General features: G+C 62.7%; 21 protein-coding genes and 3 pseudogenes. 17 read left to right on the top strand and 7 right to left on the bottom strand.

Annotation, left to right across the window (positions count from 1 at the left end; translation table 11 throughout):
- Positions 1-123: 123 nt before the first annotated feature.
- On the bottom strand, positions 124-519 hold the full coding sequence (locus tag J0J10_RS21850; RefSeq protein ID WP_291649135.1) for a PRC-barrel domain-containing protein: 396 nt from the start codon (positions 517-519) through the stop codon (positions 124-126).
- Between the two features lie 274 nt (positions 520-793).
- Between J0J10_RS21850 and J0J10_RS21845 the strand changes: the two genes are divergently transcribed.
- The 14 genes from J0J10_RS21845 (at position 794) to J0J10_RS21780 (ending at position 13899) form a co-directional block, all read left to right on the top strand.
- On the top strand, positions 794-1078 hold the full coding sequence (locus J0J10_RS21845; protein WP_291649133.1) for a PepSY domain-containing protein: 285 nt from the start codon (positions 794-796) through the stop codon (positions 1076-1078).
- A gap of 26 nt (positions 1079-1104) precedes the next feature.
- A complete protein-coding gene (locus J0J10_RS21840; RefSeq protein WP_291649131.1) occupies positions 1105-1641 on the top strand; it encodes a general stress protein in 537 nt (178 codons plus the stop codon).
- A 67-nt stretch (positions 1642-1708) separates the two neighbouring features.
- Positions 1709-2221 (top strand): cupin, encoded by a 513-nt coding sequence (locus tag J0J10_RS21835; RefSeq protein WP_291649129.1) that lies wholly within the window; start codon positions 1709-1711, stop codon positions 2219-2221.
- Positions 2222-2293: 72 nt separating this feature from the next.
- Positions 2294-2854, top strand: coding sequence for a type 1 glutamine amidotransferase domain-containing protein (locus J0J10_RS21830; protein ID WP_291649127.1), 561 nt, complete (start codon positions 2294-2296; stop codon positions 2852-2854).
- Positions 2855-3050: 196 nt separating this feature from the next.
- Positions 3051-4040 carry a L,D-transpeptidase family protein gene (locus tag J0J10_RS21825; protein ID WP_291649125.1) on the top strand — a complete coding sequence of 330 codons (990 nt, stop codon included), beginning with the start codon at positions 3051-3053 and terminating at the stop codon, positions 4038-4040.
- Between the two features lie 168 nt (positions 4041-4208).
- Positions 4209-4502, top strand: coding sequence for a SemiSWEET family sugar transporter (locus tag J0J10_RS21820; RefSeq protein ID WP_291649123.1), 294 nt, complete (start codon positions 4209-4211; stop codon positions 4500-4502).
- A 1041-nt stretch (positions 4503-5543) separates the two neighbouring features.
- Positions 5544-5789, top strand: coding sequence for a hypothetical protein (locus J0J10_RS21815; RefSeq protein WP_291649121.1), 246 nt, complete (start codon positions 5544-5546; stop codon positions 5787-5789).
- Positions 5790-5914: 125 nt separating this feature from the next.
- Complete coding sequence (locus tag J0J10_RS21810; protein ID WP_291649120.1) at positions 5915-6562, top strand: cytochrome c oxidase assembly protein; 648 nt, start codon at positions 5915-5917, stop codon at positions 6560-6562.
- On the top strand, positions 6540-7688 hold the full coding sequence (locus tag J0J10_RS21805) for a c-type cytochrome (protein ID WP_291649119.1): 1149 nt from the start codon (positions 6540-6542) through the stop codon (positions 7686-7688). Before J0J10_RS21810 ends, J0J10_RS21805 begins: the two co-directional genes overlap by 23 nt.
- Entirely contained in the window at positions 7685-8668 is a 984-nt protein-coding gene (gene coxB, locus J0J10_RS21800; RefSeq protein WP_291649117.1) for a cytochrome c oxidase subunit II, read from the top strand. The genes J0J10_RS21805 and coxB overlap by 4 nt, the downstream gene beginning before the upstream one ends.
- Positions 8665-11217, top strand: a complete 2553-nt coding sequence (gene ctaD / locus J0J10_RS21795) for a cytochrome c oxidase subunit I (RefSeq protein WP_291649115.1) — start codon at positions 8665-8667, stop codon at positions 11215-11217. The genes coxB and ctaD overlap by 4 nt, the downstream gene beginning before the upstream one ends.
- A 35-nt stretch (positions 11218-11252) precedes the next feature.
- Positions 11253-11546, top strand: coding sequence for a hypothetical protein (locus J0J10_RS21790; protein WP_291649113.1), 294 nt, complete (start codon positions 11253-11255; stop codon positions 11544-11546).
- Positions 11547-12115: 569 nt separating this feature from the next.
- Complete coding sequence (locus J0J10_RS21785; RefSeq protein WP_291649111.1) at positions 12116-12373, top strand: hypothetical protein; 258 nt, start codon at positions 12116-12118, stop codon at positions 12371-12373.
- 338 nt (positions 12374-12711) lie between these two features.
- Positions 12712-13899 (top strand): YihY/virulence factor BrkB family protein, encoded by a 1188-nt coding sequence (locus J0J10_RS21780; protein ID WP_291649109.1) that lies wholly within the window; start codon positions 12712-12714, stop codon positions 13897-13899.
- A 28-nt stretch (positions 13900-13927) separates the two neighbouring features.
- Here J0J10_RS21780 and J0J10_RS21775 read toward each other — a convergent pair whose 3' ends face one another.
- The 6 genes and pseudogenes from J0J10_RS21775 to J0J10_RS21750 form a co-directional block, all read right to left on the bottom strand.
- Positions 13928-14155: a DUF6894 family protein gene (locus J0J10_RS21775; RefSeq protein WP_291649107.1), complete on the bottom strand. Its 228-nt coding sequence runs from the start codon at positions 14153-14155 to the stop codon at positions 13928-13930.
- A 42-nt stretch (positions 14156-14197) separates the two neighbouring features.
- Positions 14198-14935 carry a Crp/Fnr family transcriptional regulator gene (locus J0J10_RS21770; protein WP_291649105.1) on the bottom strand — a complete coding sequence of 246 codons (738 nt, stop codon included), beginning with the start codon at positions 14933-14935 and terminating at the stop codon, positions 14198-14200.
- A gap of 362 nt (positions 14936-15297) precedes the next feature.
- Positions 15298-16341: a sensor histidine kinase gene (locus tag J0J10_RS21765; RefSeq protein ID WP_291649103.1), complete on the bottom strand. Its 1044-nt coding sequence runs from the start codon at positions 16339-16341 to the stop codon at positions 15298-15300.
- A gap of 22 nt (positions 16342-16363) precedes the next feature.
- Positions 16364-16777, bottom strand: coding sequence for a response regulator (locus J0J10_RS21760; RefSeq protein ID WP_291649246.1), 414 nt, complete (start codon positions 16775-16777; stop codon positions 16364-16366).
- A gap of 26 nt (positions 16778-16803) precedes the next feature.
- Positions 16804-18243 (bottom strand): sensor histidine kinase, encoded by a 1440-nt coding sequence (locus tag J0J10_RS21755; RefSeq protein ID WP_291649101.1) that lies wholly within the window; start codon positions 18241-18243, stop codon positions 16804-16806.
- A 217-nt stretch (positions 18244-18460) separates the two neighbouring features.
- A pseudogene (locus J0J10_RS21750) lies at positions 18461-19120 on the bottom strand (PQQ-dependent sugar dehydrogenase); the annotation flags it as partial.
- Positions 19121-19171: 51 nt separating this feature from the next.
- Here J0J10_RS21750 and J0J10_RS21745 point away from each other — a divergent pair.
- From J0J10_RS21745 to J0J10_RS21735, 3 genes and pseudogenes are all read left to right on the top strand, one after another.
- Positions 19172-19486 (top strand): transposase, encoded by a 315-nt coding sequence (locus J0J10_RS21745; protein ID WP_291649098.1) that lies wholly within the window; start codon positions 19172-19174, stop codon positions 19484-19486.
- 109 nt (positions 19487-19595) lie between these two features.
- Positions 19596-20180: pseudogene (locus tag J0J10_RS21740) on the top strand (IS30 family transposase); the annotation flags it as partial.
- A 4-nt stretch (positions 20181-20184) separates the two neighbouring features.
- Positions 20185-20310, top strand: a pseudogene (locus J0J10_RS21735) (IS3-like element ISMxa1 family transposase); the annotation flags it as partial.
- Positions 20311-20456 lie beyond the last annotated feature (146 nt).

Here is a 20456-nt window from a genome sequence, read left to right as displayed (position 1 = left end):
GGGTGGCACACCTTCCCGGTATTAATCCGACGCGATCGACTGCGGGCTTTGGCCCGTGGCGAGCCGAAGAGAGAGCCCCGCCAACCGGAGTCAGCGGGGCCATGATGAGCAACTAGCAGAGCGCTATCTGGCGAAGCGGCCTTCGTATTTGAACTGGGGCGCAGCCTTCAGCTGATCCTTCGTTGCGTTGATCCGGGCATTCCACTTTTTGTCGGCTTCATTCCACGTAATGGCGATGGAGTTCGGGCTGACCGCGACATAGTGGGTTCCCATTCCGAGGAAACCGCCGACGGAAAGAATGTACGACGCGAGCGTGTTGCCGACGACAACGAGATCCTCGATCTCGCCTACGGTTTCGTCGCCGGCATTCTTCACGTTCAGGCCCTTGAGACTGCTCCCAAGCGCTGAAGCCTGATTAACCTCCGTGAACATGGGCGGCTGAGCCAATGTCGGCGCCGACTGCGCAAAAGCGGCGCTCGTCAGCAGCGACAGGCCAAGGGTTGCAACGGTCATGCGCATGGGAAACCTCGAGAGTTCGATTTGCACCCAGGAGCCCTGGGCGGCCACCGTGATCTGGCAGTGATCCAATCCTGCCTGGTCGCAATTGTTCCGTGGCATTCCAGACATCGGGATTTGGCAAGGCCCTTGAAGACGCGATCGCGTCAAAGCCTCCGGAAAGCGTTTCCTCCGCGTCGTCCGACGGCGTCTAAACCACCTCCGAACTGGAACTAATTTTGGCTGCCCCCGTTCTCTGCGGCATCGGCCTTCAGGCCTGCGTTCTCGGGAGGAACACATGAAAAAGCTCGTCATCACCGCGATAGTCGCGTCGTTCACGTCGCTAGGGGCGTTTGCACAGACGTCGACGACGTCGCCTGCTCCGGCGGATGCGAATGCTCCGCTTCCGGGAGCGAACAGCTTCACCGAAGGCCAGGCCAAGAGCCGCCTTGAGGCCAACGGCTATACCGCCATCGGCGAGCTCAAGAAGGATGACAATGGCGTCTGGAAGGGCACTGCCACGCATGGCGGTCAGCCGGTCACCGTAAGCGTGGACTATCGCGGCAACATTACCCGTCACTGACCAAGGTCGCTGAAAGGAGATTTGAAATGCCCCTCACAATTACCCGATCGTATGAGGACTACGCCACTGCGGCCGCGGTCGTGGAGGAGCTGGGAAATGCTGGCTTCTCGGACAGCGACATTAGCGTCATCGGGCACCGCGAGGATCACGAGGACAGCAATGCCGGGGAAGGTGCAGGCATCGGAGCAGGCGTCGACGGAGCGGCCGGGCTTCTCGCAGGCCTGGGCATGATTGCCATCCCCGGGATCGGACCAGTCGTGGCGGCAGGATGGCTCGCGGCAACAGCCGCCGGGGCGGCGGCCGGGGCGGCTGCAGGAGGCATCATCGGTGCCATGACAAGCGCCGGCGTCGACGAGCGGGACGCGCACGTCTACGCCGAGAGCGTCCGGCGCGGCGGATCCGTAGTTTCGCTTCGCACTGCTGAGGAGCGAGCGCCAGAAGCGGAGGCGATCATGGATCGCGCGACACCGATCGACATGGCGGTGCGCCGAGCCGACTATGAGCGCGAAGGCTGGACTCAGTTCGATGCCAATGCGACGCCCTATGTCAGGCCAGGTATCTGACCGCGAATAATGGATTGAAAGCCCTACCCGGCTCCAGCCTGGCAGGGCGCGAATGAAAGGCGAAGCGATGTCGACGCCAACCATTCTGGCGCTGCCTTTCGAAGAGCGGGGCAGCATCCCCAACAACCAGCGCTTCCCAGCACTCGTCTATCGGGCGGCATTCGGGCGCCATATCTCTGATCTCGCGAGCTTGATGGAAGAGCGCTTCGATCATAACGGCTGGCCGCCAGCTTGGCGTAACGGCATCTACGACTTCCACCATTATCACTCCAAAGGCCACGAGGTCCTCGGCATTGCGCACGGCTCGGCCGAGTTGATGATTGGCGGCGCAGGAGGACGAGAACTCCAAGTGTCGGTCGGTGACGTGATCCTGCTCCCCGCCGGCACAGGTCACCGACGGCTGACGGCCACCGCGGACTTGCTGGTTGTCGGCGCCTACCCGCCAGGCCAAAGCGGCGACATTCTGCGCGACGCGCCCACTGCAGAAATCCGAGCCGCTATCAGCAAGCTCGCCAGACCTTTGATGGACCCGGTCTTTGGGCGGGATGGTCCGATGCTCCAGCTGTGGGACGGATTTTGATTGGCGAGCTTTGTGGGAACGCTTCATCGCTTCCTTGGTTGGTCTTCGAACCCAATCAGTGAGGAGCACGCCATGAGCGCCCTGAACGGCAAGGCCATTCTGATTCTCGCAACGAACGGCTTCGAGCAGTCGGAGCTCGAGCTGCCGCAGACGAGATTGAAGGAAGCGGGAGCGGACGTGCACGTCGCCTCGCTGGAGCCCGGAGGGATCAAGGGCTGGGACAACAAGAACTGGGGGCGCGCCGTGAATGTCGACAAGACCCTGGACGAGGTCGACGTCGCCTCCTACGACGCTCTCGTTCTTCCTGGCGGCCAGATGAATCCGGATACGTTGCGCGGCGACGAAAACGCTCTCGCGTTGATCAAGGCCTTTTTTGATCAGGGCAAGGTCGTTGCGGCCGTTTGCCATGCGCCGTGGCTATTGATCGATACGGGAATCGCAAAGGCTCGAAAGGTGACGTCCTATAAGACGATCAAGCAGGATCTCATCAACGCCGGCGCCCAATGGGAAGATGCCGCGGTGGTAACCGACAACGGCGTGATAACCTCGCGCATGCCTGATGATCTGCCAGCCTTCATCGCCAAGATCATCGAGGAGCTTCAGGAAGGGAAGCACAGTCGTCGGGCAGCCTGACGACTTCTGGGGATGACCGCTTTGAACCGCCATCGCGGTCATTACCCCTGCCTCTCCCCCGGATGCGCGAGCTCGGCTCGGCAGCAGCTGCCGATCGGATTCTGAAATCTCGCTAGCTCCAGCAATGAGTAGGAGGGAACTGTCAGCTGCGGCGCAGCGTTAGCGACAGATATTTTCGCAGCAACGGTCCCTTCTTATGCGCATCCTCAATACTCTAAAACGCCAAGCGGCCTGGATGTACTGCCTGGCGCTTGCGATCGGAAGTGCCGAAGCCCTTACCTTGGATGAGATCAACAAGGCCGGGCCTCCCGTTCCAGGACGGAGCAAGGTGACCCGACCCACATCATCGATTGTGAAAGCGCAGGTGCTGTTGGCGCGCCAAGGCATCTCACCTGGCGAGATCGACGGCATCGATGGCGAGAATTATCGGAAAGCGGTCGCGAACTTCCGAAGCCGTGCGAATCTCGGCAGTGGCGACGTTATCGACGCTGCAACATGGCAGGCTCTGCTTGAAGCAAGCAGCAGCGACATCATCACCGAATACAGCATCACCAAGGAGGATGCACGGTACAGCTACGTCAGACGAATACCGCACGATTACGCCCGTCAGGCCCGTATGAAGCGACTTGCCTACAAAAAGCCGGTCGAAATGTTCGCCGAACGATTTCACATGAGCGAGAAGCTATTTATCGCGCTTAGCCCGGACGCACGCCTTCGGCGCCGCGGCGAAACCCTTTATGTTGTTGCGTCCGACCGCACACGACCGACCGATGAAGTCACGCTGATCCAGGCTGATAAGACCCGCGGCACGCTGAGTGCTCTGGATGCTACTGGAAAGGTCATAGCTAGCTACCCGGCGACCATAGGCAGCGAAGATACGCCATCGCCGGAAGGCGAGCATCAGGTGGTTCGCGTGGTGAAGAACCCCACATACCATTACGATCCGGGCAAAAATTTCCAGCAGGGGAAGAACAAGCGCCGGCTGGTTTTGCCAAAGGGACCCAACAACCCCGTTGGAACGATCTGGATCGAACTCTCGAAGCCCACTTTCGGCATTCATGGCACCCCCGAGCCGTCGCGGATCAGCAAGGCATCTTCCCATGGCTGCATCCGGCTGACGAATTGGGATGCCGAGGAATTGGCGCAGATGGTCAAGCCCAGGACGCTCGTTCGGTTCGTGGAGTGATCGGCTGCGCGCTACGAACTCGTCCTGCATGTGGCGTCAATGATGAGCGCCTCATGCCTTACGAAACTCGTTGGTGCGATGAACTACCCAACGACGGAACCGTAGATTAGGTCGGTCGTTCTCCGCGTGAGGCCAGCACGGCCGCCGATTTACTGGGGGAGCTTGTCCGTGAACTGGATCACTGTCGCTGGCGCGCTAGCCGCCATGTGCTCAATGATCAGTTTCGTTCCACAAGCCTGGCGCATCGTCAGGAGCAGAGATACCAGCTCGATTTCTCCAACGACGTATGGCTTCACCGTTTCAGGCTTCTTGCTCTGGACCATGTATGGAGTTGGGCTCGGAGAGTGGCCCCTGATCCTCACAAACAGTGTCTGCTTCCTGCTCGCCTTGTTCATCCTGGCCATGACGCTTCTACCACAGGAGAAAAAGGACGCGGTTGCCGACAAGATTGATCCAACTTGACTCGATGCCTCGGCCTCCCCAGCCTAGGGAGGGCGGAGATATGTGGCATGTTGCGGCGCGTTATTTCATCCGACGTTCGTGGCGCCTGGATTAGGGCGGCTATCGTGGTGGGGTTGGGGACCCTGATTGCTCTCCCACTCGTCTGAGCCCGTTCAGGCGGGAGGCATTGTTCCGCTTAGAGCGCGGCTATGCCTCTCTCGCCCGCCAGCTCTCGCCGTTCAGGAGCTCGATCAGCCATTGCCGCGTTCCGACTTCGGAGCCTCTGACGGTCCGATAGGTCGGCACTTTCAGAAGGAGCGCGCCACCGCATCTTCGAAACGAGGCAAGGACCATACCTCCATCCCCAAACTCGACCAGGCATTCTCCTTCGGCCAGACCGTCGTCGGCAACGATGACACGGGCGCCAGGGAAGGCGTGACTGTGAGGAAATGAGAACCGCACCCTCGGCCTCTTAGCGCGCCACAGCTTGTAACCGGATCGTACCTCAGCGGCTATCCCGCCATCGTGCACCTGGAAGCGGATCGTGCCGGCAAAACCTCGGTTTGGACAGTGGCCGTTTCGCAGTATTTTTGAGCTGCTGCGCGGAAGCGTTCCCAAGCGGGTGTGGACGCAATTGGCGAAACGCACGGCTCGGGCAACGAACACGCCGCATCGGTTGAAAGTAGGGAGTCTGGATCGACGCGTGCGGATCGGCAAAGAGCCCTAGCGATCGCTCGGACGCGGGATTCGTCCATGGCAGTGTCTCCCACGCGAGACTCAAACCCGCAACCCAGTTGCCATGAACCTCCGCGGCTCACTCGGCCAGCGGACAAGGCTCCTGTCGTCGGCACGCGGAGAACGCGTCGCGGTGTCTGATGTTCCCTGCCCCTTGATGCGTCAGAACAGGCAGCACTTCGTCAGAACCGCCGTCAGAAGCAACGCCGATAGTCGACGAGCCAGTGTGCGTGCTGCCTAGAGCATCGTGTGGAACAATCGTGCAGCCCAACGGTCTCCCTATCGGTTGCGACGGCTAAACGCGCGGCCTGATCGAGGTGTGGTGCAATGAGCAATGCAAACGACAGCGACATCAAGCAGGCGACCGCCCGCGCCGAGAGGCAGAGCGAGTTTCCCGGCGGTTCAGTGGTGGCACCCATGCGCGCCGACGACCATTCCAGCGAAGACCCTGCTGTGGCGACGCCCGTTGAAAGCCGGCAAGGCTTCCTCGGCAGACCCGTTTTGGCTGTTCTGATCGGGGGACTTCTGTTGGCCGGGCTGGCCTGGGTGATCCTTCACTACGCGGTCCGGTAGGAATGATAATCGCCGCGCCAAGGCTGTGCGCCACCGCGTAGTAGGGAGTCGGCCGGCGCCCTCTTTGAGCGATTGGCGGGGAACCCAGACCGCATCCACCGGTTGTCATACCGGGGGGAGAGCGCTTGCATCACGTCCATCGGCCAAGCTCGAGCACCGTTCCGGTCCTGGCCGGGGCGTCTGCATTGCTCGTCGCCGGAGGGGTGACGCTGCCACTGGTCGAACCCGGTCCGCTATCCGTGCAGATGATGCTGCATCTCGGGTTGATGAACATCGTCGCCCCCGTCATCGCAGTCCTGCTCCGCCATCGCTTCGACGCCAGCACCTCGATCCTTCCCGCAGGCCTTGCGCAAATAGTTGCCCTTTGGGCGTGGCACGCCCCGATGATTCAGCAGCTGGCGGCGAGTTCGGGGCTCGCGCAATTCGCTCTCATCGCAGCGCTGGGCGCCACAGCCATCTGGTTCTGGTCGGCCGTGATCGCGGCTGCCGATTGGCGAGCCCTCGCCGCCTTGCTGCTGACAGGCAAGCTTGCCTGCCTGCTGGGGGCACTGATGGTTTTTGCCCCGCGCGATCTCTACGAACTGCCGGGGCTTGCCCTCTCGCTTTGCGCGACCGGGCCCTCGACGATCGCCGACCAGCACCTCGCCGGCCTGCTGATGATCACCGCCTGTCCGCTGAGTTATCTCGTCACGGGCGTGGCGCTCGCTGCCAGGCTGCTTGGTCGCCTCGACGACAATCCCAGATCCGACGATGCAACCGCTCGCGCACGCTAGGCGGACAGCGGCGTGGCTTCTTGCGGCGCCGTCCCGCGTTTTGGTCGCGGCCATTTCGGCCCTGGTGTTGGTATTGGCCGGTGCCGTGCTGTTCGCCTGGAGCGGCGTCTACAATGTCGCGGCGAGCACCGGCCATTTCCGCGTCGTCGACCACTTCCTGCGCTTCGGCATGGAGAATTCGGTTCGGGCGCGCGCTCCTTCGACAAGCCTTCCGCCCGGTATCGACGAGAGCCTTGTGCGCCTGGGCGCCGGTCATTTCCATGCCGGCTGCGCCTACTGCCATGGCTCACCGGGGACGCCGATCAGTCCGGTCGCCGCGAGCATGCTGCCGCCGCCACCGATTCTCACCGAAAGGGTCGGCCGTTGGAGCGACGGAGAGCTTTTCTGGATCGTCAAGCACGGGCTGAAATATGCCGGCATGCCGGGCTTTCCCTCGCTGCACCGCGACGACGAGATCTGGGCCGTCATCGCCTTCCTGCGCCGCTTGCCGAGCCTGGACCGCCCTGGCTATCGCGCCCTCGCGCTCGGCGAGGTGGAACCCGAGCCGCAGCGCGGCATGGACGTCGCCACGGGGCAGAGCGAGCCGGATGCGATCGGCGCCTGTGCCCGTTGCCACGGCGCGCGGCAGGGACCGCCGAGCCGGCTTGTGCCGATCCTGCACGGTCAACCCGCCGCCATGCTCGAAAACGCTCTGCGCGCCTATGCCAAGGGCGAGCGCGACAGCGGCGTGATGCAGACAGCAGCCATCGGCCTGCCGGACAGCACGGTCAGGCACCTCGCGGCCTACTACGCCTCATTGCCCCGCCCGCCAGCCAGCATCGAGACAAGCGATCAAGCCGCGGCGGCACGCGGTGAGGCGATTGCGCGCGACGGCGTCCCCTCGCATGGCGTGCCGTCCTGCCTCGGCTGCCACGGGCAAAGCGCTGCTCCCGGCTACCCCCACCTCGCCGGCCAACCGGCGCGTTACCTCGAAGGGCAGCTTGCGGTCTGGCGAAAGGGTCTCAACGATCGCAGTGCAACGGGCCGGATCATGGCGCCGATCGCGCGCCGGCTCAGCGAGGCGCAGTCGCGTGATCTGGCAGCCTATTTCGCAAGCCTCGCTGCGCCCCGCGAGGCCCCCCGATGACAGTGCGCGGACGCAGACTGGCGGCGATCCTCATCCTGGCCGCCCTCCCCGGCTGGGCGCCGCAGTCAGCCCTCTCTCCTGCCGGCGATGAGGCCGAGCGCATCGCTTTGCTGAGCTGGATCCTGTTCGTGGGGGCAACGGCGATCCTGCTGATCGTGATCGCCGCCCTGGCGCTAGCGATCCGTGGTGCGGAGCCCGTGCGGCGTGTCATCGGCAGCGAAGGCGCGATCAGATGGGGCGGCATCGTCTTTCCATCGGTCGTGCTGACCCTGTTGCTCGGCTACGGCCTCTGGCTGATGCGCGAGACCATAGCGGCGCAGACGACGCCGGCGCTTCGTATCGCGGTGACCGGCGAACAATGGTGGTGGCGCGTCCACTATCAGCGCGACGGCGCCGCGCCCGTTCGCGAGGCGAACGAGATCAGGATTCCGGTCGGCCGCGAGATCGATTTCGCGCTGCGCTCCAACGATGTGATCCATTCCTTCTGGGTGCCGAGCCTCGGCGGCAAGCTCGACATGATCCCCGGCCGGACCAACACGCTTCGCCTGAAAGCCGAGCGGCCCGGCATCTATCGCGGCCAATGCGCCGAATACTGCGGCGGACCGCATGCACTGATGGCCCTGGAGATCGTCGCCGTGCCAGAGGCCGAATTTCAGGCATGGCTGGCTGCTGCTGATGCTCGAAACGAACCGGCCGAACCCAAGGTCGCTGCGGGAGAAAAGCTCTTCCTCTCGACCGGCTGCGGAGCCTGCCATGCGGTTCGCGGCACCCAGGCCGCAGGCATGGTCGGCCCCGATCTCAGCCGGGTCGGCGGCCGGCGCTTCCTCGCCGCCGCGACCCTGCGCAACACCGCCGAGAACCTTGCAGGCTTCATGACCGATCCGCAGGTCGCGAAGCCGGGTGCGCTGATGCCGCCGTTCGCGATCTTCACGAGCGAGGAGATGGACGCCTTGACCGCCTACCTCGGAAGCCTGCGATGAGTGCCGGCCCGCAAATGGGCCCGGCAACCGCGGCCGAGCTGCCCTCGACCTTGCCGCGGCCGGAGGGCGAGCTCGAAAGATTGGAAGCGGTCTGGAAGGGGCCGCGCGGCTGGCGCATCGTCAGCGAAGTCAACAACACCATAATCGGCTACTTCTACATCGCCGCCGCGTTCCTGTTCTTTCTGCTCGCCGGCGTGCTCGGTCTGCTCATCCGCCTCCAGCTCGCGGCGCCCGGGAACGACTTCCTCTCTCAGGAGACCTACAACCAGATTTTCACCATGCACGGCACGGTGATGATGTTCCTGTTCGCCGTACCTGCCGTCGAGGCAGTCGGCATCCTGCTGCTGCCGCAAATGCTCGGCGCCCGCGATCTGCCGTTTCCGCGGCTCGGCGCCTTCGCCTTCTGGGCCTATTTCGTCGGCGGGTCGGTGTTCTTCTGCACGCTGTTCTTCGGGGTCGCTCCCTCGGGCGGCTGGTTCATGTACCCGCCGCTGACCGGAGCCCGCTTCTCACCCGGCGTCGGCGCCGATTGGTGGCTGTTGGGAATCGGCTTTATCGAAATCTCGGCCATAGCGGGCGCGATCGAGATCATCGTCGGCGTGCTGCGTACTCGTGCTCCCGGCATGACGCTCGCACGCATGCCGATCTTTGCCTGGACCATGCTGATTTTCGCCGGGATGATCGTCTTCGCCTTCCCGGCGGTGATCCTGGCGACGATTCTGCTCGAACTCGAGCGCGCCTTCGACTGGCCCTTCTTCATCGCCGAGCGCGGCGGCGATCCCCTGCTCTGGCAACACTTGTTCTGGTTCTTCGGCCATCCGGAGGTCTACATCATCTTCCTGCCGGCGGCCGGCATGGTCTCGATGATCGTCCCGACCATGGCCGGCACGCCACTGGTCGGTTACCGGCTGATCGTGGTGGCGCTGATCGCCGTCGGCTTCTTCTCCTTCGGCCTTTGGGTCCACCACATGTTCACCACGGGCATCCCGGCCCGCTCGCTCGGTTTCTTCTCGGCGGCGAGCATGGCAGTCGCGATCCCGAGCGGCATCCAGGTCTTCGCCTGGATCGCGACGATCGCCGCCGGACGTCTCAGGCTGACCGTGGCGTCGCTCTTCGTGATCGGCTTCCTTCTGATCTTCACGCTGGGAGGACTGACCGGGGTCATGGTCGCGATGGTCCCGTTCGATCGCCAGGCGCACGACACCTATTTCGTCGTCGCCCATCTCCACTATGTGCTGTTCGGCGGCATGGTCTTCCCGCTCTTTGCCGCGATCTACTACTGGACGCCGGCCTTCAGTACCCGGCCGCTGTCCGAACGGCTCGGCCGCTGGGCTTTCGGCCTGATATTCGCGGGATTCAATATCGCCTTCCTGCCGATGCACCTGACCGGGCTGATCGGCATGCCGCGGCGCGTCTACACCTATCCGGCCGGGATGGGCTGGGACGGGCTGAACCTGGTCTCGACGATAGGCGCCTTCATCCTCGCCACCGGCATCCTCGTCTTCCTGATCGACGTCATCAGCAACATGCGCCTGACGGGCGAGCGCGGGGCTGGCGACATCTGGCGTGCGGGCACGCTCGAATGGCTACCGAACCACGCCTATGCCACGCGCAGCATACCGCGCGTCCGCGGTCGAGAGCCGCTCTGGCAGCAGCCCGACCTCGCAGGACATGTGGAGGCCGGCGCATACTACCTGCCGGGAACGGCGACCGGCGCGCGCGAGACGATCGTGACCTCGCCGATCGAGGCTGAGCCGCAATACGTCATGCGCCTCAGCCGCCCCGGCTACGCGCATCTATGCGCCGCATTGTTCACCGCCGCCTTCTTCCTGCTGCTGACCGTCAAGGCCGTGATGCTCGCAGCGACCTGCGGCGTTCTCGCCGTGGCGTCGATCCTGGTCTGGATGTGGAACAGTGATCCGCCGTCGGCGGGGAATGTCGATATCGGCGGCGGCATCATGCTCCCGACCTATGCGTCGGGGCCGATCTCACACAGCTGGTGGGCGACGATCATCCTGCTGCTGGTCGCCGCGGCGCTCTATCTCTCCTACCTGTTCGGCTACCTCTACCTCTGGACGGTCGGTCCCGAGGGATGGCCCCGGCAAACCGACCTGCCATCGGCAGTCAGCGCATGGGTGTCCCTGGCGACCCTGGGCGCCAGCGGAGCGCTTCTTGCCGGCACCCGTTTCGTCCTTGGTCGTGATGTACCCCGCCCCGGTCTCGTAGCCAGTCTTCTCATCGCCGGGGGAGCGGCGCTTGCCGGCGCGCTCTTCATCGATGTCGCCAGCCATTGGCGTAGCGGCCTTCGCCCGCAATCCAGCGGCTATACCGCGATGGTCTACGCGAATGCCGCCCTGCAGGCGCAGATGGCAGCAGCCGTCCTCGTCACGGCCCTGTTCACCGTCGCACGCCTTCTCGCCCACCGGCTCGACCGCAACCGGCGGGCGGTCTTCGATGTCCTGATGCTCCTCTGGCTCTACACGCTCGGCCAGGCAGCTTTCGGGCTCCTGCTGACCCATGGCTTCCCGCGGCTGGTTGCGCAGACATGAGCAACACCGCCCCCTTGCGCCGGGCCGGCTTTGCCTTGACCGGGCCGGTCATCTGGGCCGCCCATTTTCTCGCGGTCTATGCCTCGGAATCGCTGGCCTGCCGCTGGAGTGAGCCGGCGGCCCATGATGCGATCGTTGCCGGTTCGACCTTCTTCGCGATTGCCGCGATCCTGTTGCACGCCCACAGAACCGTCCGAAATACCGACACGAGCGGAAGCTGCGAGGCCGAACGGTTCATACGGTTGACGGCGCTTGCACTCGACGGTCTGAGCCTTATCGGCGTCTGCTGGGCCGGCCTCGCAGCGCTGCTGCTCGACGCCTGCCGATGACCGCCGGCCCGGCGGCGCGCTGAAGGTCACTTTGGTCAACTGTGCGCGCTTGCTCGGCCAGCAGTTTCACCGTCCTTGCATTCCATCCAGCAGCCGCAAATAGCGGGCGCACACAGGTCGTCGTACTTTCCGAGCTGCGTGGCAGGAAGCTCAGCTCGCGACAGTGAGAAGCACCAATCCGGTCGGAGACATGTGTTCAGCGGCAAACGACGTTCTGCCCTCTCATCGTGCAGGTACTGACAGGACGATGTTCATCGGGCGGCGGATCATAGGTTCCTGCTCCGACCGGCACATAGCTGTGCCCATCGCTTTGCATAGGATCCACGCCCGGAGCCCCTGCTAATGCCCGCACATCCCGCCAACAGCAGGCAGCACATCACGGTGGACAGCTTCTTCATGCTTCGCCCCCAATTCCGCGTGATCTTGCCGTGCGCACGGGATGTCACCGCCCGTTGAACGAGCCGCATTTCGGACACCAGCGTGAGCCTTTGCCGCGTCGTCCGTTGCCGACCTAGGAACCGTCAGAGCGATAGCGGGTTAGGAGGGCAGCCAAGGAAGGAGCCGAGCAAATGGCGGACGGACCCGAAAGTGTCGACGGAACCGACATGGAGCAGATCAAGATCGTTTTGAACACGCTCTATCTATGCATCGCCTTCGCAATGACACATATCGCAAAACATGAAGGGGCCCAGGCAGCCGTCGATTTTAAGGCCAAGCTGCTTTCGGCCCTCAAAAGCGGCGACCTCAACATGGCGTTGATGGAAGAAACGAAGTCTTTTGACTTCGTCATCGAGAAGATCGAGGCGCTCGGCGAGCCAGAAGCGTAGCGTCTTCCGGATCCAAGCACTGCCACAGTTGTCGTACCGGCGTAGTCCGATCTTGGCCACGACTGCCGAACAATCGCATTTTTCCAGCCTGCTATCTCTCTCCTCGCCCGATCCGATCGCGTCCCATTGCAGTAGAGCGGCAGCATCCTTGGCGGCGGCTCAGTCCAACTTCAGCGACGACCACCGCCAGTCCGCGTCCTGGACGACTTCGCGCACGGGGTGAGAGACCGCAGGCCCGCCTTTGCCAGCGGTTGGAACGAGTGTCGCCACGCGCGATCTGCTCGGTGGGAACCCATCGGTTCTCCCGCTGTTGGGAATGAAGCAGCGCAGGAGCAAGCATGGCCGCTCAGATTGATCTCACCTCACTCTGGCAAGGTGCTTTCAAGCGGCATCGGCGTAACGCCCACTCCATTGCGTCGATCAGGCGGAAGCGCTCGACCAATCCAGTGCCGGCGGATCGCGATAGAGGTTCAACCAGCGTGATGGCTGCCCTGGCTGGCTCGCTCGGCCTGCTGCTCGCATTTCTCCTGGCGACGGGTGTTGGAGCCCGAAGCGCACGCGATCGGCATTATGACGGTAAGGCGGTCTCGCGAAGCGACCAGGGAAACCAAGCGTCCGCTCCCACCGAAATACCTTTCCCAGGCTGGAAGGAGATTTTTCGGCGCACTTACTTCGAAGTCGGGCGCGACCGCGTCCTGGCTGTCGCTGCTGGCGTGACCTTCTATGGCCTCTTGGCACTTTTCCCGGCACTGACGGCTTTCGTGTCGCTCTATGGCCTCGCGGCCGATCCCGGAACCATCGCCGGCCACTTCGCCCTGTTGGATGGCTTCCTGCCGGCGGGCGCTCTCGACTTCCTCCGCGATGAGGTTGCTCGAATTCGCGGCAGCGGCGGCGCAACGCTTGGCGTGGCATTCTTCATCAGTCTCGCCGTTGCGATCTGGAGCGCCAATGCCGGCGTGAAGGCCTTGTTCGACGCACTGAACGTGGCCTATGGCGAAGATGAGAAGCGAGGCTTCTTCAAGCTCAATGCAATCTCGCTCGCCTTCACCGTCGGAATCCTGCTGTTCCTCCTGACGGCCCTGGGAGCGATCGCGGTGATTCCCGTGGTTCTCGACTATCTCTATCTCGGCACCTTCAGCGAATGGCTGATCTCGGTCGGGCGCTGGCCGGTGCTATTCATTGTCCTCATGGCCGCTCTCGCCATCCTCTATCGGCTTGGCCCGAGCCGCGACGATGCTCAATGGCGCTGGGTCAGCCCAGGCGCCCTCTTCGCCGCAATTTCCTGGATCGCGGGCTCGATCGCATTTTCCTGGTACGTCGCCAATTTCGCCGACTACAACAAGACTTACGGCACGATCGGCGCGGTGATCGGCTTGCTGACGTGGATCTGGCTCTCCGCGACAATCCTGCTGATTGGAGCGGAATTGAACTCCGAGGCCGAGCGGCAGACAGATCGAGACACGACGAAGGGGCCGGCAATGCCTATCGGCCTGCGCGGGGCCGACGCCGCAGACCGAAAGGACTGAGCGACACGGTTGTCGAGTGGGCGGCGCCCTAATGCCCATCAAGGTTCAGGGTCACCGAATACACTTCCGCGCCGGCTGAGTTTTTCACGGTGACCGCTAGTTCCATATGATCTCCGTTCGGGAGCTTTTCGAGGTTCAACCCGGATAGGAGTTCCTTGGCGGCGTTCTTCGCGGCCTGATCGTCGGGCAGGTCAGTGCCCTCGTCGTCCAGCTCGACATGTCCGCCGTCTCGGGTGTGGAAGAAGTACTTGGGCATGTTTGTGAAATGCGATTCACAGCCCGGTGTTCCGACGCCATCTCAAATTTTGGAGCTGCGTCGAAGGTGCAGATAGTCGGGATCGAATTCAGCCAGTTCGCACAGGCCATTCCAGTCGAGAATGGTCAGTCGGCTTGAACGGACCCGAACCAGCCCAGCCTGCCGGATTTCGCGCAGTTTCTTGTTCATGTGGACGGTGGACAGTCCGAGCGCGTCGGCAATTTCTGACTGTGTGAGAGGCAGCTCGCATGTGACGCCGTCAGATAGTCCAATCGCGGTCATCTTGGTGATGAACTCGCAAAATAGATGAGCGATACGGCTCGGGGCAGAACGTCGGCCAATCCCGACCATCCACTCGCGATAGATGGAGGCCTCAACAAGGGTCTCGCGCCAGAATGCTTCGGCGATCCGGTAATAGGAACGCGTCAAGGCCTTGACCGCCTCATGCGGGATGAAGCCGACGGTCGCCGGAGTTAACGTTCCCAGATTGTGATCCATCTGCTCGACGAGCAGAGAATGAATATCCGGAATGTCGCCTGGAAGGTGCAGAGACAGGATCTGGCGCTGTCCGTCGCCGACAATCTTGTAGCGGCAGACTAGGCCTTCCGAGACGAGGCAGCACTGCTTGGTGCGCTCACCTTCGCTGACGATGTCCTGGCCGCCCTCGAAACGCTTCAGGGTCAACGGCAGGCGATGCAGCTGTTCGCGCTCTTCTAACGGAAGGGGGGAGCTGGTCTCGAGCTTCCGAACCAGTCCTTGCAGATATTGTTCTTTATCCATCGGCCCTCTTCGGAATGAGGTTCTGGGTCGTGCGGATCCAATCCATCGCTTTCCTCTTTGCCCGCCAGGACGCCTAGGTTCCCGTTCCTGCACGCCCTATCAGACGCGGATCCCAAGCGCTTGTTGCGCAGTGAGGCCGGGCGCAACCGACAGTTAACCATCGTCGGCAGCATTTGAACTAAATCGGAACGATCGCCCTCACTGCGAATTGCTAAGCGACCAGCGAGGGACTGTTCGATGCGGTACGGCGTTTCAGTTGAATTCTGGCTCTTCCTTGCCCTGGTCCTCAATCTCGCGCTCTCTCTGGCGATAAATCTCTGAATGGGGCACGCGAGCTCCGTTAGCGGAGGTCGGCACCGTCGCTAGCTTGCCATCTCGTCGAACGTGATCGAAGCCAGCGTACCGATCGGCCGATCGTGATACTCGAGCTGCGCACCCAGGCTCTTCGACATTGCAGCGATGATCTTGCTGCCGAGACCACTCCCTTTCGCCGTCCCGTTGCCGTTCCAGCCGATGCCATCGTCACTAACGCTCAGGGTAACCTGATTGGGCGGAGTTCGGGACAGACTAACGCGAACTTCGCCCTCGCCAACGGGATAGGCATACTTCAAAGCGTTTGTGACGAGCTCGGTCGCGATCATGCCCACGGACACGGCGCGATCGGTCTTGATCGAGACCGGCTCGGCGTGAAGTTTGATCGTAGGCGTCCGGCCTGAAGCCGTGATGGAATTGCCCAACTCGCCGACCAGCGTTTCCAGATAGGCGGCGAGATCGACCTGCTGAACATCCGTCGATGTGTAGAGGCTGCGATGCAGGTTCGCGATCGCGGTTATCCGCGCCTGCGTTTCCGCCAGAGCGGCCTTGGCACCGGGATCGACCACGGCCGACGCTTGCATCCGAACGAGCGAGCCGACGAGCGCCAGACTGTTGGCCACGCGATGATTGACCTCCGCAAGAAGCATCTCTGCCCGATCCTTTGCCTGCCGGACCTGGCGCTCCGCTTCTTCCTTTGCCCGCATCAGCCGGGCGCGCTCGACCGACTGCTCCAGTGCAGCAACGAGCAGAACTTCGAAATCATCTCCGACCGTTTTCACGACATAGTCGACGGCCCCCGCCTTCAGCGCCTGGACGGCGATGGAGAGTTCCGTCGAGGCAGTGACGTAAACGACCGGTGGGCTTTGCTCTCGTACCCGGAGCGCTTCGAGAACGGCGACACCGGAACTCGTTCCGAGGTCATGATCGAGGATCACGACATCGACATCGCCATCAGCAATACGGGCGAGCCCGGATTCTGCGGTCGTGACGTGCTCGACCTCGTAACCGCGGCGGCCGAGGATGCGCTGGACGAGCCGCCCGAGTGCGGCATCGTCGTCGATATAGACAGCCTGGATTATGCGGTTGGGCATTACCGCGTCTTCGCCGACTGCATCATTCGGTTTCCGGGACCTGCATCACCGAGAAGAACAGTCCCAGCTGCCGGATGGCGTTCGCGAACCCGTCATAGTCGACCGGCTTGGTGATGTAGACATTGGCGCCAAGATCGTAGCAGCGCTGGATCTCGCGGCTGTCGTCAGTCGTCGTCAGGACGATAACCGGCGAGCGCTTGGTATGCGGATTCGCCTTGACCCTCTCCAGGATGTCGACGCCGGCCATGTCCGGCAGGTTGAGGTCGAGCAGGATCAGCAACTGCCTCCCCGAGCTGGCCTCGCCCGTACCGTCCTCGCCGAGCAGGAAACTCAGCGCGTCGGTGCCGTTCCTGAACGGGATGATATCGTTGTTGACCCCCGCGCGGCGGATATTCTTCTCGATGAGACGAGCATGACCTTCGTCATCCTCGATCATCACGATCGAAACCGGCTTCCCGTTGCTCACGTCGTGGAACTCCGCTGAACCGCGCCGAGGTCGGGCGGCAATAGAATGGTGAAGGTGGTGCCGACGTCCAGCTCGGAGCTGACGGTGATATCGCCACCGAGGTTGCGAACGATCGTCCGGACATGTGCGAGACCGATGCCCTCGCCCGGCATATCCTGCGTCCCTGATCGTCGAAAAAGCTCAAAAATCCGTTCGTGATCGGCAGGCGAAATACCTCTGCCGTTGTCTTCGATCTCGACAACCACCCAGCCCGACTTCTCACGTTTGCCGCGCATGACCACCTTGAGCGGTCGCCTCGATGACCGATACTTGATGGCATTGTCGAGCAGGTTTCCGAGCACCTGCTCCATGGAAAGACGATCGGTGCGGATCTTGAGCGGCTGGCACTCGACAATTACGCCACCACCGCTCTCGGAACTCTCGGTCGCCTGGTGATGTACGGCCGCTGCCGCGGCTTCCAGCGTCGCTGGTAGATCGATCGCCTCGGCACGCAGGACGCGCTTGCCTTCCCTCGATATCTTCAGGATCGCGTTGATCAGCCCATCCATCTTGCGCGTCGAGGAGCGAATGAAGCTGATCGCTTCCGGAAGATCGACGTTGACCGCAGTGCTGGCCTCCTCCAGCGCCGCCGGGGCCGCCGACGAACCGGCCTCGAAATACGCCTTGATCGGAGCTGCTGTCGCTTCGAGTTCGCTCGTAAAGCCCATGATGTTCACGAGTGGCGCTCGCAGATCGTGGGTCACGATATAGGCGAAGCGCTGGATCTCTTCATTGGCCCTGGTGAGAGCCTCGGTCCGCTGCTGGACCCGCTGTTCGAGCCCGAGATTGAGGGCGGCGACCTCGTTTCGGGCGGCACTGATCTCGCGCGTGTAGTGTGCAATCGTCCAGAACGCCGCTGCAGCCAAAAGGATGAGGGCAACCGCGCCGGCCGCGATGGTCCAGCGCAATCGAGCCGACGCCGCCTCCTGCCCTGCAATGGCGTGCTGCAATCGTTGCTCCGATTGCGAGACAATTGCACTGAGTCCGGCGCGTGCCTCGTCCATCAGATTACGGCCAGGTCCTTGCCGAACCGCAGCGATTGCCTCCTCCCAGCCGCCCCGTTCAGCCAGGGTGACGACCTGGGCAAGTTCCGCCAGCTTGCTGCGCAACGCACCCTCGAGACGGTTGAACTCTGCCCGCGTAACGTCAGTGGCGCCGGCCGTTTCCTTCAAACGCTGGAGGGTCGTGTCGAACCTGGAGACTGCGTTCGTATAGGGACCAAGATAGGCAACGTCGCGCGAAAGCAGATAGCCGCGCTGGCCGGTCTCGGCATCCTGGGCAAGCGAAAGCAGGTCGGCGGCTGCACTTCGGATCTCGCGCGCCGCGACCACCTCGTCGAACTGGCGCTCCGAAATCCGGGTGAGCCAGAAGGACGCGAAGACAATCGCGAGCAGCACCAGCGCCCCTCCTGCAAGCAGGATGAGGTTGGATCTTAGAAACTGCGATTGAGAGATAGGCATCGACAAAACCCAGCGGCCAAGGGTGCATGGCGATGCCCTGAGAAACGCGCAATAGCAAATGACAGGGTTTCGCGATTTATCGCGCGGCCCCTTTCATCGAGGTCGTGTTTGCCCGCCTTCGGAGTGATCGAGGTCTCGCCGGACGGCGTGATAGTCAAGTCGGGGGCACGGTTAGACGCCAAATGACATTTCCAACATCATCGGCGACGAGCAGGCCATTGCGGCGATCCACGATTACGCCGACGGGACGCCCCCGAGCCTGCCCCTTGTCGTTCAGAAAGCCGGTCAGGACAGGGATTGGCATGCCCGAAGGCTTGCCATTGGCGAACGGGACGAAGATCACGCGATAGCCAACTGGATTCTTGCGGTTCCAGGAACCGTGCTGGCCAATAAAGGCACCCCCCAGATACCTCGGCCCGAGCCCCTCGCTCTTGACCAATGTCATTCCGAGCGATGCCGTATGCGACCCGAGGGCGTAATCAGGCTTGATCGCCTTGGCGACGAGATCCGGCTTTTGCGGCTCGACGCGCTTATCGACGATCTGGCCAAAATAGCTATAGGGCCAGCCATAGAAGCCGCCGGGTTTGACCGACGTCATGTAGTCGGGAACAAGGTCGTCGCCGATCTCATCGCGCTCGTTGACCGCGACCCAAAGCTCCTTGGTGACTGGGTTCCAGTCGATGCCGACCGGGTTACGTAAGCCGCTAGCGAAGACTTGCGTCGCGCCCGTCGTCGTATCGATCTCCAGGACGGCCGCCCTGCGTTCCTCCTCCGTCATGCCGTTCTCCCCGACATTGGAATTCGAACCGACCTGGAGTTGACCCGGTTTTGTGGACACCCTTGAAGTCATTTTCTGGAGTGTCCCATGCCGCGTTTTCGAAGCGCCTACCCGCCGGAGTTCCGGCGGCAACTGGTCGAGTTGGTCCGATCAGGACGAACGCCTGAAGAGCTGTCGCGCGAGTTCGAGCCGACAGCACAATCCATCATGAACTGGTTCCGTCAGGCCGAGCGCGATGCCGGCAAGCGAACCGACGGCCCCACATCGGCCGAGCGAGAGGAGTTGATCCGGCTCCGCCGCGAGAACCAGCGCCTGCGTCAGGAGCGCGATATCCTGTCAAAGGCGGCGGCCTGGTTCGCGCGGGAGAGCAAGGCGAACCCGAACGGGTTTTCCGGTTCATGAGCGCGCATCAGGCCATCTTCCCGATCAAGACCATGGCCCGCGTCTTCAAGGTCTCCGCGTCAGGCTATTACGCCTGGCGTGGCAGGCCCGCATCGGCGCGGGCGACGCCATCATGATCAGTGAACGACCACCGGCGGTCGAAGACCGGGCGATACCGGGGCATTGGGAAGGTGATCTCATCCTGGGCCTGCACAGCTCGGCGATCGGCACGCTCGTCGAACGCAGCTCGCGCTTCACGATGCTGCTGCACCTGCCGCGCCAAGAGGGATATCAGCGGGGACAGAGGGTCAAGAACGGCCCGCCACTGGCCGGACACGGTGCTGAAGCTGTTCGCACGGCGATCGTCCAGTCCATGAGCGAACTGCCGGCGACGCTTCGTCAATCGCTGACCTGGGACCAGGGAGCCGAGATGGCTCAGCATGCACGGCTCCGCATCGAGAGCGGGCTGGAAGTCTACTTCTGCGATCCGCAAAGCCCGTGGCAGCGCGGCTCAAACGAAAACACCAACGGCCTTTTGCGCCAATACTTCCCGAAAGGCACCGATCTCAGCCGGCACTCAACCGGGGAGCTGGCTGCCGTCGCTTACGCGATGAACACGCGGCCTCGCAAAACGCTCGGATGGAAAACACCGATCGAAATGCTCAATCAGTTCCTCGCTCAGCAGTATGATGCCGGTGTTGCGACGACCGGTTGAATCCGCCCAATATACCTCGCTGGCGTTCGGCAATCGCTGCAAGGACGCCGGCGTCAGGCCCTCGACCGGCTCGGTCGGCGATGCCTACGACAATGCCATGTGCGAGAGCTTCTTCGCGACGCTCGAATGTGTGCACGGCGGTGAGAAAACCATCCAGTGAAGCGCCGGCGCTTGTGCGGGCGCGGGCGGTGTAAAAGTCGTCCACTGGATAGGCTGGCCCCTTTGGGGTCGGCGAGGATGTTCGCTGTGGAGGTCTACGCGGCGGTTCGCGATTTC

The sequence above is a fragment of the Allobosea sp. genome, from assembly GCF_017308075.1.
Taxonomy (GTDB): domain Bacteria; phylum Pseudomonadota; class Alphaproteobacteria; order Rhizobiales; family Beijerinckiaceae; genus Allobosea.
The sequence above is the reverse complement of the archived record's forward strand: the minus strand, read 5'-3'. Positions and strand labels throughout refer to the sequence as shown.